13 protein-coding genes are annotated in these 15,435 nt (G+C 72.2%); 2 read left to right on the forward strand and 11 right to left on the reverse strand.

All coding sequences use genetic code 11. The annotated features are described in order from the left end of the window. Positions 1-35: 35 nt before the first annotated feature. The 9 genes from H9640_RS03075 to H9640_RS03115 all read right to left on the reverse strand — a co-directional run bounded on the left by H9640_RS03075 (position 36) and on the right by H9640_RS03115 (position 9,043). Positions 36-1,061, reverse strand: a complete 1,026-nt coding sequence (locus H9640_RS03075) for an NAD(P)H-dependent glycerol-3-phosphate dehydrogenase (protein ID WP_307824026.1) — start codon at positions 1,059-1,061, stop codon at positions 36-38. Further along, positions 1,058-1,786 carry a lysophospholipid acyltransferase family protein gene (locus H9640_RS03080; protein WP_318243615.1) on the reverse strand — a complete coding sequence of 243 codons (729 nt, stop codon included), beginning with the start codon at positions 1,784-1,786 and terminating at the stop codon, positions 1,058-1,060. The genes H9640_RS03075 and H9640_RS03080 overlap by 4 nt, the downstream gene beginning before the upstream one ends. Positions 1,787-1,878: 92 nt before the next feature. After that, positions 1,879-2,484 carry a response regulator transcription factor gene (locus H9640_RS03085; RefSeq protein ID WP_191789270.1) on the reverse strand — a complete coding sequence of 202 codons (606 nt, stop codon included), beginning with the start codon at positions 2,482-2,484 and terminating at the stop codon, positions 1,879-1,881. After that, complete coding sequence (locus H9640_RS19540) at positions 2,481-3,827, reverse strand: sensor histidine kinase (protein WP_191789271.1); 1,347 nt, start codon at positions 3,825-3,827, stop codon at positions 2,481-2,483. The genes H9640_RS03085 and H9640_RS19540 overlap by 4 nt, the downstream gene beginning before the upstream one ends. A gap of 68 nt (positions 3,828-3,895) precedes the next feature. Next, the gene (locus tag H9640_RS03095) at positions 3,896-4,768 is read right to left on the reverse strand and encodes an ABC transporter permease (protein WP_191789272.1); all 873 of its coding nucleotides are present in this window, start codon (positions 4,766-4,768) and stop codon (positions 3,896-3,898) included. Next, positions 4,765-5,793 carry an ABC transporter ATP-binding protein gene (locus H9640_RS03100; protein ID WP_191789273.1) on the reverse strand — a complete coding sequence of 343 codons (1,029 nt, stop codon included), beginning with the start codon at positions 5,791-5,793 and terminating at the stop codon, positions 4,765-4,767. The genes H9640_RS03095 and H9640_RS03100 overlap by 4 nt, the downstream gene beginning before the upstream one ends. 66 nt (positions 5,794-5,859) lie before the next feature. Continuing rightward, a complete protein-coding gene (locus H9640_RS03105) occupies positions 5,860-6,168 on the reverse strand; it encodes a hypothetical protein (protein ID WP_191789274.1) in 309 nt (102 codons plus the stop codon). Positions 6,169-6,360: 192 nt separating this feature from the next. After that, on the reverse strand, positions 6,361-7,677 hold the full coding sequence (gene murA / locus H9640_RS03110; RefSeq protein ID WP_191789275.1) for a UDP-N-acetylglucosamine 1-carboxyvinyltransferase: 1,317 nt from the start codon (positions 7,675-7,677) through the stop codon (positions 6,361-6,363). A 328-nt stretch (positions 7,678-8,005) separates the two neighbouring features. Next, positions 8,006-9,043, reverse strand: a complete 1,038-nt coding sequence (locus H9640_RS03115) for an adenosine deaminase (protein ID WP_191789276.1) — start codon at positions 9,041-9,043, stop codon at positions 8,006-8,008. A gap of 335 nt (positions 9,044-9,378) precedes the next feature. On the opposite strand from H9640_RS03115, the gene H9640_RS03120 reads away from it, so the two are divergent. Together H9640_RS03120 and H9640_RS03125 are read left to right on the forward strand one after the other, a co-directional pair. Then, complete coding sequence (locus tag H9640_RS03120) at positions 9,379-10,683, forward strand: MFS transporter (protein ID WP_191789462.1); 1,305 nt, start codon at positions 9,379-9,381, stop codon at positions 10,681-10,683. A 73-nt stretch (positions 10,684-10,756) separates the two neighbouring features. Then, entirely contained in the window at positions 10,757-12,052 is a 1,296-nt protein-coding gene (locus H9640_RS03125) for a PP2C family protein-serine/threonine phosphatase (protein WP_191789277.1), read from the forward strand. Positions 12,053-12,080: 28 nt separating this feature from the next. On the opposite strand, the gene H9640_RS18945 is transcribed toward H9640_RS03125, so the two are convergent. Together H9640_RS18945 and H9640_RS03135 are read right to left on the reverse strand one after the other, a co-directional pair. Continuing rightward, complete coding sequence (locus H9640_RS18945) at positions 12,081-12,548, reverse strand: luciferase domain-containing protein (protein ID WP_225226643.1); 468 nt, start codon at positions 12,546-12,548, stop codon at positions 12,081-12,083. 144 nt (positions 12,549-12,692) lie between these two features. Further along, the gene (locus H9640_RS03135; RefSeq protein WP_191789278.1) at positions 12,693-15,434 is read right to left on the reverse strand and encodes a beta-glucosidase; all 2,742 of its coding nucleotides are present in this window, start codon (positions 15,432-15,434) and stop codon (positions 12,693-12,695) included. Between the last annotated feature and the right edge of the window lies 1 nt (position 15,435).

Below are 15,435 nucleotides of genomic sequence, written 5' to 3' on the forward strand. Positions count from 1 at the left end.
TCAGGGCGCCGAGCCGGCGGAGCGGCGCGGTCGCCTCAGCGCCCCGACGTCACGCCCTCGGACTTCTGCGGCCGCGCGAGCAGTCCGCGGGCCATGTCGTCGACCGGCATGCCCTGGTGCAGGACGGCGACCACACCGGCCGTGATGGGCATGTCGACGCCCACCTTCTGTGCGAGCTCGAGCACCGACCGGCAGGACTTGACTCCCTCTGCCGTGCCGCCAGTGGCCGCGACGGCCTCGTCGAGGCTCATGCCACGGCCGATGTGCTTGCCGAGCGTGTGGTTGCGGGACAGGGGGGACGTGCAGGTCGCGACGAGGTCGCCCATGCCTGCGAGACCCGAGAACGTCTCGGCGTCGGCTCCGAGCGCGAGCCCGAGGCGGGTGATCTCCACCAGGCCGCGCGTGATGACGGTCGCGGTCGTGTTGTAGCCGAACCCTCGGCCCTGGGCGATGCCCACGGCGAGCGCGATGACGTTCTTCACGGCCCCGCAGAGCTCGACGCCCACGACGTCCGAGTTGGTGTACGGGCGGAAGTAGGACGACGAGCAGGCGGCCGCGACGAAGCGCGCGGTCTCCTCGTTCGTGGCCGAGACGACGGTCGCGGTCGGTTGGTGCTCGGCGATCTCGCGTGCGAGGTTGGGCCCGGACACGACCGCGACCCGGTCGAGCGGCAGGTCCCACACCTCGGCCACGACCTCGCTCATGCGGCGGTCGGTGCTGAGCTCGACGCCCTTCATGAGCGAGACCGCCACGACCCCCTCGGCGAGGTGCTCGCGCAACGGCGCGAGCGTCGCGCGGGCGCTCTGCGACGGGATCGCGACCACGACGAGCTGGGCCCCGGCGAGGGCCTCGGCCGCGTCGGTCGTGGCCGTGAGCCCTGCGGGCAGGTCGATGTCGGGCAGGTACGCGGAGTTGCGACGGGTCGCGTTGATGTCGGCCGCGACCTCGGGGTTGCGGCCCCACAGGCGGACCTCGCACCCGGCGTCGGCCAGGACCGCGGCGAACGTCGTGCCCCACGCTCCCGAGCCCAGGACGGTCGCGATGATCTGCTGGTCGCTCACTTGCGCTCCTCCGAGCCGGGGTTCTTGCGGACGTCGAAGCGCTCCGCGGGGGCCTTCTCCCCGCGGATGTCCTCGAGGAGCCCCGTGATGGCGTCCATGATGCGGTCGGTGGCCTCGCGCAGGGTCACGGTGTCGATCGGACGCTCGTAGAGGTCCGACAGGTCGACGGGCGGCCCGGCGTGGACGGCGACCTTCTTGGGCGGGAACGGCCGGAACCGCTTGCTGTAGCGCGGCAGGATGTCCTGCATGCCCCATTGTGCGATGGGCACCACGGGCATGCGGCTCGCGAGCGCCAGGCGCGCGGCACCGGTCTTGCCGACCATGGGCCACAGGTCCGGGTCACGCGTCAGCGTGCCCTCGGGGAAGACCGCGACGCACTCGCCGAGCGTGAGCTGGTCGACGGCCGCGCTCACCGAGGACGCGGCCCCCGCTGTGTTGCGCTGCACGGGGATCATGCCTGTGCGGTTCAGGAGGCCGCCGAAGAACGGGACCTTCCACAGCGACGCCTTGGCGAGGATCTTGGGCGCCCGCCCGTTGTCGTACAGGAAGTGGGCGAACGTCAGCGGGTCGATGTTCGACATGTGGTTGCCCGCAGCGATGAACCCCCCCGTGGCGGGGATGTTCTCCTCGCCCTGCCAGTCACGGCGGGTGATGGTGAACATGATGGGTCGCACGACGAGCGCGACGAGGCGGTACGCGCGGCTGTCAGGATGAGCTTTCGGCACGGTCACCGAGCCTACCGGGCCGCGTGCCGTCGTCGGGCCCGACGGCGCCGCGCGCCCTGGGTGCGCGGGCCCGACGCCGCTGCCACGACGGCTCAGATCCAGCCGTGCCGCCGCGCCAGGTGCACGGCCTCGTGCCGGTTGGTCGCGCCGAGCTTCGCGGCGGCCGAGGAGAGGTAGTTGCGGACCGTGCCCGGGGCGAGCGACGCGCGGGTCGCGATCTCCTCGACGGGCGCTCCCCCGGCCGCGAGCTCCAGGACGTCGGCCTCGCGAGGCGTCAGCGGGCTCGAGCCGGCCGCGATGGCCTCGGCCGCGAGCTCGGGGTCGACGTAGCGCCCGCCGGCCTGGACCTGGCGCACGACGTCCGCGAGGACGCGGGAGGAGACGGTCTTGGGCAGGAAGGCGCGCACGCCGGCCTCGAGCGCGCGCTTGAGGTACCCCGGTCGGCCGTGGCTCGTGACCATGACGACCCCGCACCCGGGCACCTCGGTGGCCAGGGCCTGGGCGACCTCGATCCCGTCGAGCCCGGGCATCTGGAGGTCGAGCACCGCGACGTCCGGGGAGTGCTTGCGCGCGGCCGCGAGCGCCTCCGGCCCCGACGCGGCCTGGACGACGACCTCGAGGTCGTCCTCGAGCGAGAGCAGGGTCGCGAGCGCGTCACGGATGAGGTTCTCGTCGTCGGCGAGCAGGATGCGGATCACGGGGTGGTGCCTTCCTCGGCGGGGCTGGGCGCGCCTGAGCCACGGCCCCGGGGGCCGCGCGGCAGGCGCGGGACGAGGCTACCCATGCCCGGGCCGGGGAGCGGGACGCTGGCCGTGAGGCGGAAGACGGGTGGGACGAGATGGGTCTCGAGGCGCCCGCCCGCCTCGGCGAGCCGCTCGCCCAGGCCGATGAGCCCGGACCCGCTGGGGCTCCCAGGGCTGGTCGTGGTGCGGTCGAGGTCGGGGACGCCGTCGTTGGTCACGGTCAGCACCGCCTCGCCCCGGTCGACGCGCAGCGTGATCTCGCACCGGGTGGCGTCCGAGTGCCGGACCACGTTGGTCACGGCCTCGCGCACGACCCAGGCGAGCGCCTCCTGCGTGCCCAGGGGCAGCCCGGCATCCTTCTCGTCGCCGCACGACTCGATCGTGGTCTCGATGTCGGCCGACCGCAGGACCGAGCGGGCCCCGCTGAGCTCGGCCGGCAGGTCCGTGGCCCGGTACCCGGCGACCACCGCCCGCACCTCGCGCAGCGAGTCCTGCGCGATCTGGCGCACCTCGAGCATCTGCTCGGCGGCTCCCGGGCGCCCGCGCGTCGCGAGCTCGGCGGCCAGCTCGCTCTTGACGGCCACGACCGAGAGCGTGCGTCCGAACACGTCGTGCAGGTCGCGCGAGAAGCGCAGCCGCTCCTCGGCGACGGCGAGGCGGGCGTGCAGGACCCGGTTGCGCTCCTGCTCCCACACGATCCCGAGCATCCACACCGACACCCGGTAGGACGCGAAGATGCCGACGCACATGAGGACGACGCCGATGCCCTGGCCCACCGCGATGCCCGCCGCCGTCTCGTCGCGGACCGGGGCGACGGCCCACGAGACGAGCCCCGAGACCGCCGCGACGCCGACCGCCCCGAGCGCCAACCACCGGAAGGTCAGGAGCGGCGCGCAGGCCGCGACCGAGAACGCGGTCGCCGCGGTCACGACCAGGACCGGGGTGTTGCCCTGGAACATGGACCCCTCACCCGTGGGGTACGCCGCGAGGCCGACCACGCAGGTCGCGAGCGCGAGCCCCCACATGGCGCCCAGGGCCCACCGGGGAGGCGGCGGGCCGCCGAGGAACCGGGTGACCCCGTACCGGATCACGACGACGCACGACGCGGTGTGCGCGAGGCACAGCCCGATCAGTGGGGCGAGCAGGGCCGGGTGCCCCGTGGGTACCTCGCCGACGACCCAGAGCACCACGAAGAGCTCGAACGTCGCGACGACGTACAGCGACCAGCGCGTGTAGGTGTCGAACCGTTCGGGGTTGGAGCGGCGCGACCACGCGCCGACGAGGGGGTTGCGGCTCACGGGCACCAGCCTGTCATGCGGCTGGGCCGGCACGTGCAGGCCGGGCACGACCGCCACGGGGGCACAGGTCAACGGCGCGGCTCCCACCGCATGTACCGGGTCGCGAGCCACGCGCCGAGCACGCACCAGGCGGCCAGGACCGCGAGGGGCTCCGCTGCCAGGGAGAACGTCTCCCCGAAGCCCACCGCGACGCCGTCGGGCCCGAGACCCGTGAGGCCGATCGTCAGGAGCTCGGCGACCGGGTGCAGGGGCGTGAGCTCGGCGAGGGTCTGGACGCGCTCGGGGAGCATCGTGAGCGGGAGGGCCGTCCCGGACAGGAGCAGCGCGAGCGCCATGATCGGCAGCGTCGAGAGCTGCGCGGACTCGAGCGTGCGAGTGAACGCGGTGCTCGCGGCCGCGAGCGCCGCGAAGACGAACGTGCCCCCGAGGACCGCGACGAGCAGCAGCAGGACGTTCGCCGGGGCGTCGAGCCCGATCCAGAGCGCGATCGCGACCCCACCCAGGACGAGCTGTCCCAGCATGGTCACGACCGCGGGCGTCGCGGCTCCCGCCAGGATCTCCGCGTCGGAGCACTGCCCCGTCCGCAGCCGCTTGAGCACGAGCTCCTCGCGCCGGGCCACGTAGGCGCTGGCCAGGTTGTAGTAGACGACGAACATGAGGGCGAAGCAGACGAGGCTCGTGAGCGCGAACGCGCCGATGATCGAGGCTCCCGCGTCGTCGCCCACGAAGACCTCGAACGCGCCCGAGAAGTGCAGGAAGGCCACCATGGCGGGGGCGAGCAGCACCCCGTTGAACAGGGCCGTCCGGTTGCGCAGGAGGAGGGTGGTCTCGGCGCGGACGAGCGCGGAGATGCGGCGCAGCGAGCCGGTGAGGCCGCTCGCGGCTCGCGGCGTCCACGGGGCGCCCGGTGCGCGGGTCGAGGTGGGGGCGAGGGTGGTCATGCGGCACGCTCCGTCAGGTCGGTGGTGGACGCGGACCCGGTCCGGGCGCTGCCGGGCCCGTCCGCGATGGCGAGGAAGGCCTGCTCGAGGGACGCGGGGCGCGCCTCGATACGGCCGAAGGTCACGTCGCGGTCGGTCGCCCACGCGAGCAGCACGGCGAGCGTGCGCTGGAGGTCGCGTGTCGCGATCGCCACGGTGCCGCCCTCGATGCGCGTGAGCGTCTCCCCGGGCAGCAGCGGCAGGTCCGTCAGGTGGGGGCGCACGCTCTCCTCGTCGAGGTGGACGAACGAGGGCTCGGCCTCGACGATGTCCGCGACGGTGCCCTCCTGCACGATCCGGCCGCCGTGCATGATCGCGAGGCGGTCCGCGAGGCGCTCGGCCTCCTCGAGGTAGTGGGTCGTGAGGACGACGGTCGTGCCGTCGTCGAGCAGCCCGCGCACGAGGTCCCAGGCCGAGCGGCGGCTCTCGGGGTCTAGCCCCGTGGTGGGCTCGTCGAGGAACAGGACCTCGGGGCGCCCGAGCAGCGCCAGGGCGAGGTCCAGACGACGTCGCTCACCGCCCGAGAGCGAGCTCACGGTGACGTCGGCGCGGCCGCGCAGCGCGACCAGGTCGAGGGCCTCCTCGACGGGGCGCGGTGCGGTGAGAGTCCCGGCCCACATGCGCGCGGTCTCGATCGCCGTCAGGTCGGACGGGAAGCCCGCCTCCTGCAGCATGATCCCGATGCGGGGTCGGACCTGGGCGCGCTGGCGGTAGGGGTCCTTGCCGAAGACCCGGACCGTGCCGCCCGTGGGGCGCGTGAGCCCCTCGACGACCTCGAGGAACGAGGTCTTGCCGGCACCGTTCGTCCCGAGCAGCGCGAAGAGCTCGCCGCGCCGGACCTGGAGGTCGACTCCCGCGACCGCTTCGAAGCCCTGCGCGCCGCGCGAGCCGCTGGCGTACCGGCGGCGCAGGCCGTGCACGTCGATGACGAGGTCGTCCGGGGAGAGCGGGCGACCCGGGCCGCTGCCGAAGGTGTCGTTGTCCATGCCTCCAGCCTGGTGCCGGCGGGAGGGGTCGGGCAGTGCGCCCCGTCACCCGTTCCGTCGGGTTCGTCAGCGTTGCTCGATGACGTTTGTCATGCCGTCCGCGACGGTGACCTCACCGCTGTCGCCGACGACCGTGGCCGCTGCTCCGGTCGCTCCCGGTCCGGAGTCCGTCGAGGGGGCGCTCCCGCCCGTCCCCGACGGCGCGCTCAGTGCCAACCCGCCCAGGGTCAGGACGCTGAAGGTGAGGGCTCCCGCTCCCCACGTCAGGGCCCGCCGCCGAGGGGCGCGCGGCTCTGGGCGCGGCCGGTGCAGCGCGTCGTCGTCCGACGCAGGAGAGTTCTCGGGGGACGTCTCGGACGGCCGCTCGCTCGACATGTCGCTCCTCCAGTCCGGGCGAGCCGTTCGCCCGTGCCCCCACTGTGGTCCACGGACCTGCACGGAAGGTGACGTGAGCATGTGGGAAGCCTGTGAGGACGACGACGGGCGCGGTGCGTGCCGTCGCACGCGCCGCGCCCAGTCGGTGCCGGGAGCCTCCGATCAGCCCCGTGAGCCGGTGGAGGAGCCGGGTCAGCCCCGGCTGACGTCCGCGCCCAGCGCCTCGAGCTTGGCCTGGAAGTACTCGTAGCCACGGTCGATCAGGCCGATCCCGCGCACGGTCGAGGTGCCCTTGGCAGCGAGGGCCGCGATGAGGTGGCTGAACCCGCCGCGCAGGTCCGGGACCTCGATGTCGGCCGCGGAAAGCGGCGTCGGGCCGGAGATGACGGCCGAGTGGTGGAAGTTGCGCTGCCCGAACCTGCACGGCAGGCCGCCCAGGCACTCCTTGTAGACCTGGATGGTCGCGCCCATGCCGCGCAGCGCGTCGGTGAAGCCGAACCTGTTCTCGTAGACCGTCTCGTGGACGATCGACAGGCCCTTGGCCTGCGTGAGCGCGACGACGAGGGGCTGCTGCCAGTCCGTCATGAACCCCGGGTGCACCGCGGTCTCGAGCACGATCGCGTTGAGGTCGCCGCCCGGGTGGTAGAACCGGATGCCGTCCTCCTGGACCTCGAACTCGCCGCCGACCTTTCGGAACGTGTTGAGGAACGTCATCATCTCGGGCTGCGTCGCGCCCTTGACGGTGATGTCGCCACCGGTCGCGAGGGCCGCGGACCCCCAGGACGCCGCCTCGATGCGGTCGCCCAGGGCGGTGTGCTGGTAGCCCATGAGCTTGTCGACGCCCTCGATGCGGATCACGCGGTCGGTGTCGACCGAGATGATCGCGCCCATCTTCTGCAGGACGGCGATGAGGTCCATGATCTCGGGCTCGATCGCGGCGCCCGACAGCTCGGTGATGCCCTCGGCGCGCACGGCCGTGAGCAGGAGCTGCTCGGTCGCGCCCACGCTCGGGTAGGGCAGGGAGATCTTGGTGCCCTGGAGGCGGCGCGGGGCGCGGATGTGGATGCCCTGCTCACGCTTGTCCACCACGGCGCCGAACTGGCGCAGGATGTCCAGGTGGTAGTTGATGGGGCGGTCGCCGATGCGGCAGCCCCCGAGGTCCGGGATGAACGCCTCGCCCAGGCGGTGCAGGAGCGGGCCGCAGAAGAGGATCGGGATGCGGCTCGACCCGGCGTGCGCGTCGATGTCCGCGACGTGCGCCGACTCGACGTCGGTCGGGTCGAGGTGCAGGACGCCCCCGGCCTCGTCCGCGACGACCTTGACGCCGTGCAGCTCGAGCAGTCCCGTCACGACGCCGACGTCGCGGATCTGCGGCACGTTGCGCAGCACGCTCGGCCCCTCGCCGAGCAGGGAGGCCACCATCGCCTTGGAGACGAAGTTCTTCGCCCCCCGCACGGTGATGGTCCCGTTGAGCGGAGTGCCGCCGTTGACGTAGAGCAGATCGTTCATGTGGTCGTGGTCGCCTAGCTCTCTCGAGGATCGTCCGGATGGTCGTGCGTCCGGCGCGGGCTGCGCGCCCGTGCCGTCGTACGGCGCCGCTCGCGGTGCCGCACTCCCCCGTTCCCCAACGCAGGGCATCAGGAGATTATTCACCCACGAGCGCGTGCCCGACGACGCCGCCCGCCACGAGCGGTCGCTGACCAGCGGGAACGTGGTCGCCCTGGGCGGGTCGCACGGCGGTCGCACTGCCGGACATGCCCGGCAGGCCTGACATGCCCGGCAGCGGAGGCGCGCCTCCCGCGCGAGGCGCGCTCCGCCGTCGGGCACATGTCGTCGGCTACGCCTGGGCGGGCTCGTAGTGCTCGACGTAGCGGTCGATCTCGTCGAGGTACGCCGCGCGGCGCTCCGGGTCGATCCACGAGGCCTCGAACGAGTTCTTCGCGAGCGTCACGACCTCCTCGGACGTGAGGCCGGCCTTGGCCGCGACGGCCGCGTAGTTGTCGGCCACGTAGCCGCCGAAGTAGGCCGGGTCGTCGGAGTTGATGGTGATCTTGACGCCGTCGCGCAGCAGCTGGGCGACCTCGACGGCCTTCATGTCGTCGGTCACGAAGCTGTTCGACACGGGGCAGCTCGTCAGGCCGATGCCGCGGGCCTTGACCTCGGCCACCAGGGCGGGGTCCTCGACGATGTTGGTGCCGTGGTCGATGCGGTCGACCTCGATGGTCTCCAGCACGGTGCGGATGTTGTCGATGCTGCCGACCTGGTCGATGTCGCAGTGCATCGTCAGGCGGTAGCCGAGCTCGCGGGCCCGGGCGAAGACCGCGGTGAACTTCTCGGGCGGGTTGCCGCGCTCGTCGGAGTCGAGACCCACGCCCAGGATCAGGTCCTTGAACGGCACCGAGGCCTCGAGCGTCTCGGCGGCGCTCTCGGCCGAGAGGTCGCGCAGGAAGCACAGGATGAGGTCGGCGTCGACACCGAAGTCGGCCGCGGCGGCCGCGGCCCGGTGGTAACCCTTGACGACGGCCTCGAACGGGACGCCGCGCGCGGTGTGCGCCTGGGGGTCGAAGAACATCTCGGCGTGCTTGACGCCGTTCGCGGCCGCGCGCAGGAGGTACGCGTGGGCGAGCTCGAAGAAGTCGTCCTCGGTCTGCAGCACGTCCATGGCCGGGTAGTAGACCGCGAGGAAGCTGGTGAGGTCGGTGAACTTGTACGTCGCCTGCACCTCCTCGACCGTGGTCTGGCCGATGTCGATGCCGTTGCGCTCGGCGAGGCGGAGCTTGAGGTCCGGCTCGAGGGTGCCCTCGAGGTGCAGGTGGAGCTCGGCCTTGGGCAGCCCGGTGACGAAGTCCAGGGTGGGCTGGAGGGGCAGAGGCATGGTTCTCCTTCGTGTGGGGGTCGTCCTCCCATCATGCCTTGCGGGTCGTGGTGGTCCTGGGCGACCCCGGGCCGCCCTCGGGACGGGTGACCACATCGCGAGACGGCCTGCTCGCCCTGTGGCCCCGGTCCTTACCGTGGGGCGCGAAGTTACCGGGTAGTACGGTCCCCCTCGATGCCCAGGGACCTCCTCGACGCTTCCCCGAACCCCGCAGGAGCACTCCCGTGACCACGACGGCAGCACACCCGACCGCCGACCCCTCCGGCGCCGCCGGTCAGGCCGGCTCTGCCGGGGCGCCCGGCACCCCGGACGCCCCCGCCAACAGCAAGGGGCGCGTGATCTTCGCGAGCCTCATCGGCACGTCGATCGAGTTCTACGACTTCTACGCGTACGCGACCGCCGCGGTCCTCGTCTTCCCGGCCGTGTTCTTCTCGGCGCTGGACGGCAGCACGTCCCAGCTCCTCGCGTCGTTCGCGGTGTTCGGCGTCGCGTTCGTCGCGCGCCCCCTCGGGTCGATCGTGTTCGGCCACTACGGCGACCGGATCGGCCGCAAGGGCACGCTCGTCGCCTCGCTCCTGACCATGGGCGTCGCGACGTTCCTCATCGGCCTGCTGCCGCCGTCGTCGACCCCCGGCTGGTCCGTGCTCGCGCCCGCGCTGCTCGTCCTGATGCGCTTCTGCCAGGGACTGGGGCTGGGCGGCGAGTGGAGCGGCGCGGCGCTGCTCGCGACCGAGAACGCCCCCGCGGGCAAGCGCGCGATCTGGGGCACGTTCCCCCAGCTCGGCGCCCCGATCGGGTTCATCCTCGCCAACACCACGTTCCTGGTCCTGGCCGAGACGCTGACCGACGAGCAGTTCTCCGCATGGGGCTGGCGCGTGCCGTTCCTGGCCAGCGCGCTCCTCGTGATCGTGGGCCTGTGGGTCCGGCTGCGCCTGGTCGAGAGCCCCTCGTTCCAGAAGGTCGTCGAGACCGGCGCGGTCGCCAAGCTGCCCGTGGCGCAGGTGTTCCGCTCCTCGTGGCGCCAGATCGTGCTCGGCACGTTCATCATGCTCGCGACCTACGTGCTGTTCTACCTCATGACGACGTTCACGCTGACGTTCGGCACCGCGCCCGCCGAGGTCCCCGCGGAGAGCGGCGGCGCACCGGGGCTCGGCTACGAGCGCACCGACTTCCTCGTGATGCTCATCGTCGGCGTCGTGTTCTTCGGGATCTTCACGCTCGTCTCCGGGCCGATGGCCGAGAGGTTCGGGCGCCGCAAGCACCTCATCTGGACGACCGTCGCGATCATCGCGTTCGGCGCCCTGTTCGTGCCGCTGTTCACGGGCGGGACCGTGGGCGTCATGACGCTCCTGGTCGTGGGCTTCACGCTCATGGGCCTGACGTTCGGCCCCATGGCCGCGATCCTGCCCGAGCTCTTCCCCGCCAACGTCCGGTACACCGGCTCGGCGATCGCCTACAACCTGTCGTCGATCCTGGGGGCGGCCGTCGCGCCGTTCATCGCGGTCGCGCTGTGGGAGCAGGCGGACGGCTCGCCCGTGCTGGTCGGGGTCTACCTGTCGGCCATGTCGGTCCTGACGCTCGTGGCGCTGCTCGTGAGCAAGGAGACCAAGGACGTGGAGTACACCGACAACGTGAGCTGACGCCGCGGCGCCCTCCTGCGGAACCTCGACGACTCGGCCATGCTGAGGAGACACGCAGGGGAAGAGGCTTCCGATGGCGGACGACGCACGACGGGTGGCGAGCGCGTCGCCGGACGGGCACCCGGACGGACCACCAGGCACCTCGCCCGACTACCGGGCGGTCTTCGCGGCGCTCTCTGCCCCGAAGATCCTGCTGGCACCGGACCTGACCGTGCTCGACGTCAACGACGCCTACCTCGACATGCTGGGGCTGCCCGCGTCGGCCCTCGTCGGACGCCCGCTCAACGACGGCTTCGAGTTCTCCCCCGCCGACCAGGACCGCGTCGACCGAGTCGTCGCGTCGTTGCGGCGTGTCGTGCGCACCGGACGGATCGAGCTGCTCGAACCGCTCCGGATCGACGTCACGGGGGCACGGCCCGGCGAGTGGGTCGAGCGTCACTGGCTCATGACCAACATCCCGGTCTTCGACGTCAGCGGACGCGTGGCCGCCCTCGTGCACCGCGCGGAGGACGTCACCGATATCGTGCAGACCTCCCGGCGGGCGGCGACGGACCGGCAGGTCGGGCTCGACGCCGCCGTGGTCGACCACGCGATGCACCTGGGGTCCTCGGTCGGGCGCTTCCAGGAGAGCTTCGACCGCGAACGCCGCGCCGCGCTCGAGCTCCAGGACTCGATCCTCACCGCGCCCGCGCAGCCCGACGGCCTGCGCGTCGACGTCCGGTACCGGCCCGCGTCCCGCGAGATGCACGTCGGCGGCGACTGGTACGACGCGTTCGAGCAGTCGTGCGGGTGCGCGTTCGTCGTGGTCGGGGACGTCGTGGGACACGACATCTCGGCGGCCGCGACCATGGGGCAGCTCCGCGGGGTCATGCGCGGCATCGCCTACGACACGGGTGAGTCCCCCGCCGAGATCCTCGACCGGACCGAGCGCACGGTCGCGGGACTGGGTGTCTCGGCCGTCGCGACGGTCGCCGCCGCACGGATCTCGCTCCCAGAGCCCAGCGGCGTCCGCACGCTCACGTGGGCCTCCGCCGGGCATCCGCCTCCCGCACTGATCACCGCCGGCGGCTCGACCGACCTGCTCCGGCGGAGGAACGACCGCCTCCTCGGGGTCGGCTCAGGGACGGGACGCACCGACCACACGGTCACCGTCCACCCGGGAGACACCCTGCTCCTCTTCACCGACGGTCTGGTCGAGAGGCGCGACGTCCCGCTCCGGGAGGGGCTCGAGCGGCTGCCGGGCGTGGTCGAGGACGTCGTCCGGTCCTCCCCCGACGACCTCCTCGACGCCCTGCTCGCCAGGCTCGTGCCGCACCACCGCGAGGACGACGTGGCGCTCGTGTCCGTCACGGTGCTCTCCGGCGCCTGACCGTGCCGCGAGGCGGTGGGGTGCCCCTCTACCTCGACGCGAGGGCCCGTGCGACGTCCAGGCTCTCGCGCACCAGGCCCAGGACGACCGCGAGCTCGTCGGCGTCGCGTGGTCCGTAGACCATGATCTCGGTCGCGTGGTCCGCGTACTGGTGCGGCTCGCCCCAGCCGGTCGCGCAGACCTCCTCGGCCCGCGCGCGCGGCAGGCACAGGTGCAGGCTCGTGTCCCTCACGCCGTGCAGGTGGACCGGTTCGAGACGCTGGTCGGGCGTCGCGAGCGACGTCTCGGGGTGCGGCGTGCGGTCGAGGCCGTCGAGGAACAGCGCCCGGGACGTCGCCGGGGACACCGAGCTGTGGCCCTCCCGGACCCCGTCGATCGTGGTCGCCGCGAGCACGAGCTCGCCCCAGAGCGCGGCGGGAGAGAGCTGGTCGACCTGCCGGTGCGGCCCCTCGTCCGACGTGGTGGGGCGAGGGCCTCGGCGAGGGGTGAGCGTCATGGCCCGGAGGCTAGCGGCCGCGCCCCGGCCAGGGCGAGGGAATTGTCCGTGTCCCGGGTGGCGCACCACGGACGCCCGACGCCGGAGCGCGCCTTCACGGGGAAGGTGCGCTCCGGCGTCGGGCGCTGAAGGGGGCTGCCGGGATCAGTCGAACAGGTTCGTCTGCAACGTGGTGTACAGGACCGTGTGGACGCGGTCACGCAACGCGTTCCCGACCCCCACCGGGTCCTCGTCGACCGCGGCCTTCGTCGCCTTGTCGGAGCCCGGGAGCATCGCGAGCATGAGGTCGTTGCCGTAGCGGGCCGCGAGGCCGGGATCCATCCAGGCCCCGAGCACCGCGTCGGTCGAGACGACGCCCTCGAAGCCCCACTCGCCGCGGAGCACGTCCTGCAGGAGCTGCTCGTTGGCACCGGCCCACACGCCACCCATGTTGATGAACGAGCTCATGGCGCCGGTCGGGTCGGCCTCCTTGACCGTGATCTCGAAGGGCTTGAGGTACAGCTCGCGCAGCGCCTGCTCGTCGACGAAGACGTTCACGCCGCTGCGGGCGTTGACCTCCTGCTCGTTGAGCGCGAAGTGCTTCATGAAGGTCAGCACGCCCTTGCTCTCCGCGCCGGAGACCATCGCGGCTGACATCTTGCCCGACAGGTGCGGGTCCTCCGAGAAGTACTCGAAGTCACGCCCGCCCAGGGCCGTGCGGTGCAGGTTCATGCCGGGGGCGTACCAGCCCTCGATGCCGTAGGCGTTCGCCTCGGTCCCCACGGACTCGCCCAGCGCGCGGGCGAGGTCGTCGTTCCAGGTCGAGGCCACGACGATCTGGGTCGGGTAGGCGGCCGCCTCGAGCGAGCTGAACAGGGAGTTCAGCCCGGCGGGCCCGTCGAGCAGGTCCATGGCGGGGATGCCCAGGCGGTCGACGGCATGCGTGCGGTACGCGCCCTTGGCGAAGAGGTCGACCTGCTCGTCGAGCGTGAGCTGGTCGAGGAACTCCTCCCACTGCGGGTCGTCGTGGTCGAGGCCCGCGAGGTCGGCCAGGACGAGGCCGTTGTCGGCGCCGTACGTCGGCGTCTCGCCCTCGGCGGGCTCGATCTCCGGGTCCATGCGTGCGAGCAGCTCGTCGGAGGCCGTGGCACCGGCCTCGGGCGCCTGCGGGTACGTGCCCTCCCAGTCGGCGCGCGAGAGGTACGTCAGGTCGCCCTCGACGTAGTCGAAGCGGTTGGTGAGCTCGGCCCCCGTGTCGGCGTCCGTGGCATAGACGACGTCCTCGGCCACCGTGTGGTCGAACTGCGCGACCGGAGTGTGGACGTCGGTGCGCACCGAGACCTGGTAGGTCCCGGCCTCGAGCAGGTACGCGCCGTGACCCTCGGTGTCCCAGGAGGCCATGTCGCGCACGTCGAACGTGACGGTCACGGTCTCGGACTCCCCCGGCTGGAGCATCGCCGTCTTGTCGTATCCCGCGAGCTCGATCGCGGACTTCTCGATGCCGCCCGGCGTCCAGGGGGCCGAGAAGTAGACCTGGACGACGTCCTTGCCCGCCGTGCCGCCCGTGTTGGTCACCGTGACGTCGACGCTGATCGTGTCACCCTCGACGCGCGGCGCGGTGGCCTCGTGCGCGAACGTGGTGTAGCTCAGGCCGTGGCCGAACGGGAACTGGACGGCCTGCGCGTAGCCCGCCTCGTCCCCCGCGTAGCGCGTCTCGTAGTAGCGGTAGCCGACATAGATGCTCTCTTCGTAGTCCATGTACGAGCGCTTGGCGTTCGCGTAGTCGAAGTCTCCGACGTTGGCGACCGCCGGGGCGCTCGTCACGTCGTAGGCGCAGGTGTCGGTCAGGCGGCCGGACGGGTTCACGTCCCCCGTCAGGACCTTGGCGAGCGAGACGGCGCCGCGCGGACCCGGCGTGCCGATCCACACCGCGGACCTGATCTGCGGGTACTCGTCGAGGAAGCCGAGCTCCATCTGGTTGCCCGAGTTCACGACCACCACGACGTCGTCGAACGACGCCGTCACGACGTCGAACAGCTCGCGCTGCTCGTCGGTCAGGCGCAGCTGCTCGGGGCTCATGTCCGACCCCTCGACGCCGTCGTTCCCGATGACCACCAGCGCGGTGCCGGAGAACTGTGCGGCCTGGGCCATGACGTCGTCGGTGAGGTAGTCCGGGGCAGGCTCGCCCTCGGTCGGCTTGAGCATCGAGCTCACGATCTGCAGGAGCCCGTTGCTGTTGCCCGTGCTGGTCTTGGCGCCGGCCTCCTCCAGGGTCGCCTTGAGCTCGGGGTTGACCGTGATCCCCTGCTCGGCGAGGGCGTCGTAGAACGTCACGGACTGCGACTGGTTGCTGCCGCCCGAGCCGCCGCCCCCGAGGATGAGGTTGAAGGACGCGAAGCTGAACACGTTGAGGTTGGCGTCCGCCAGCGGCAGGAGGTCGTCCTGGTTCTTCAGCAGGACGATCCCCTCGTCGGAGATGTCCTCCGAGACCTGGGCGGCGTTCTCGCGGGCGGCCACGCCCGCCTCCGTCGACGAGTCGTACTCGATCGTCATGAGGCGACCGAACGCGCTCGCGAACGGTGCGACCAGTCCCCCGATCGCGATCACGGCCACGGCCGTGACGCCCCAGCCGACCGCGCGGCGCGGGCGGTGCTCGACCTTGCGGTCGATGCGCGCGCGGCGCCTGTCCTCGCGGCGCTCGGCCCGGGTCATCCCGGCGCGGGCCTCCTTGCGCTCCGCCGTGGCGTCCTTGCGCGCCTGACGGGCCGCACGCTTGTCGGCAGCCTTGGCCGCCCTGCGCTCATGCGGCGCCATCGCCTTCAGCTCGGCCCGTCGGGCCCGCTTGGTCGCGCGCAGCTCCTGTGCGCGCGCGACGGCGTCCCGCTTGATCTCTGTGCGTGTCGCCATT

It is taken from the genome of Oerskovia gallyi, from assembly GCF_014836745.1.
Taxonomy (GTDB): Bacteria; Actinomycetota; Actinomycetes; order Actinomycetales; family Cellulomonadaceae; genus Oerskovia; species Oerskovia paurometabola.

Bases quoted from the DNA above. Each gene is read 5' to 3' on its own strand.
- H9640_RS03100 (WP_191789273.1), bottom strand. From the start codon at position 5,793: ATGGACAACGACACCTTCGGCAGCGGCCCGGGTCGCCCGCTCTCCCCG.
- H9640_RS18945 (WP_225226643.1), bottom strand. From the start codon at position 12,548: ATGACGCTCACCCCTCGCCGAGGCCCTCGCCCCACCACGTCGGACGAG.
- H9640_RS03115 (WP_191789276.1), bottom strand. From the start codon at position 9,043: ATGCCTCTGCCCCTCCAGCCCACCCTGGACTTCGTCACCGGGCTGCCC.
- H9640_RS03095 (WP_191789272.1), bottom strand. From the start codon at position 4,768: ATGACCACCCTCGCCCCCACCTCGACCCGCGCACCGGGCGCCCCGTGG.
- H9640_RS03135 (WP_191789278.1), bottom strand. From the start codon at position 15,434: ATGGCGACACGCACAGAGATCAAGCGGGACGCCGTCGCGCGCGCACAG.
- murA (WP_191789275.1), bottom strand. From the start codon at position 7,677: ATGAACGATCTGCTCTACGTCAACGGCGGCACTCCGCTCAACGGGACC.
- H9640_RS03105 (WP_191789274.1), bottom strand. From the start codon at position 6,168: ATGTCGAGCGAGCGGCCGTCCGAGACGTCCCCCGAGAACTCTCCTGCG.
- H9640_RS03125 (WP_191789277.1), top strand. From the start codon at position 10,757: ATGGCGGACGACGCACGACGGGTGGCGAGCGCGTCGCCGGACGGGCAC.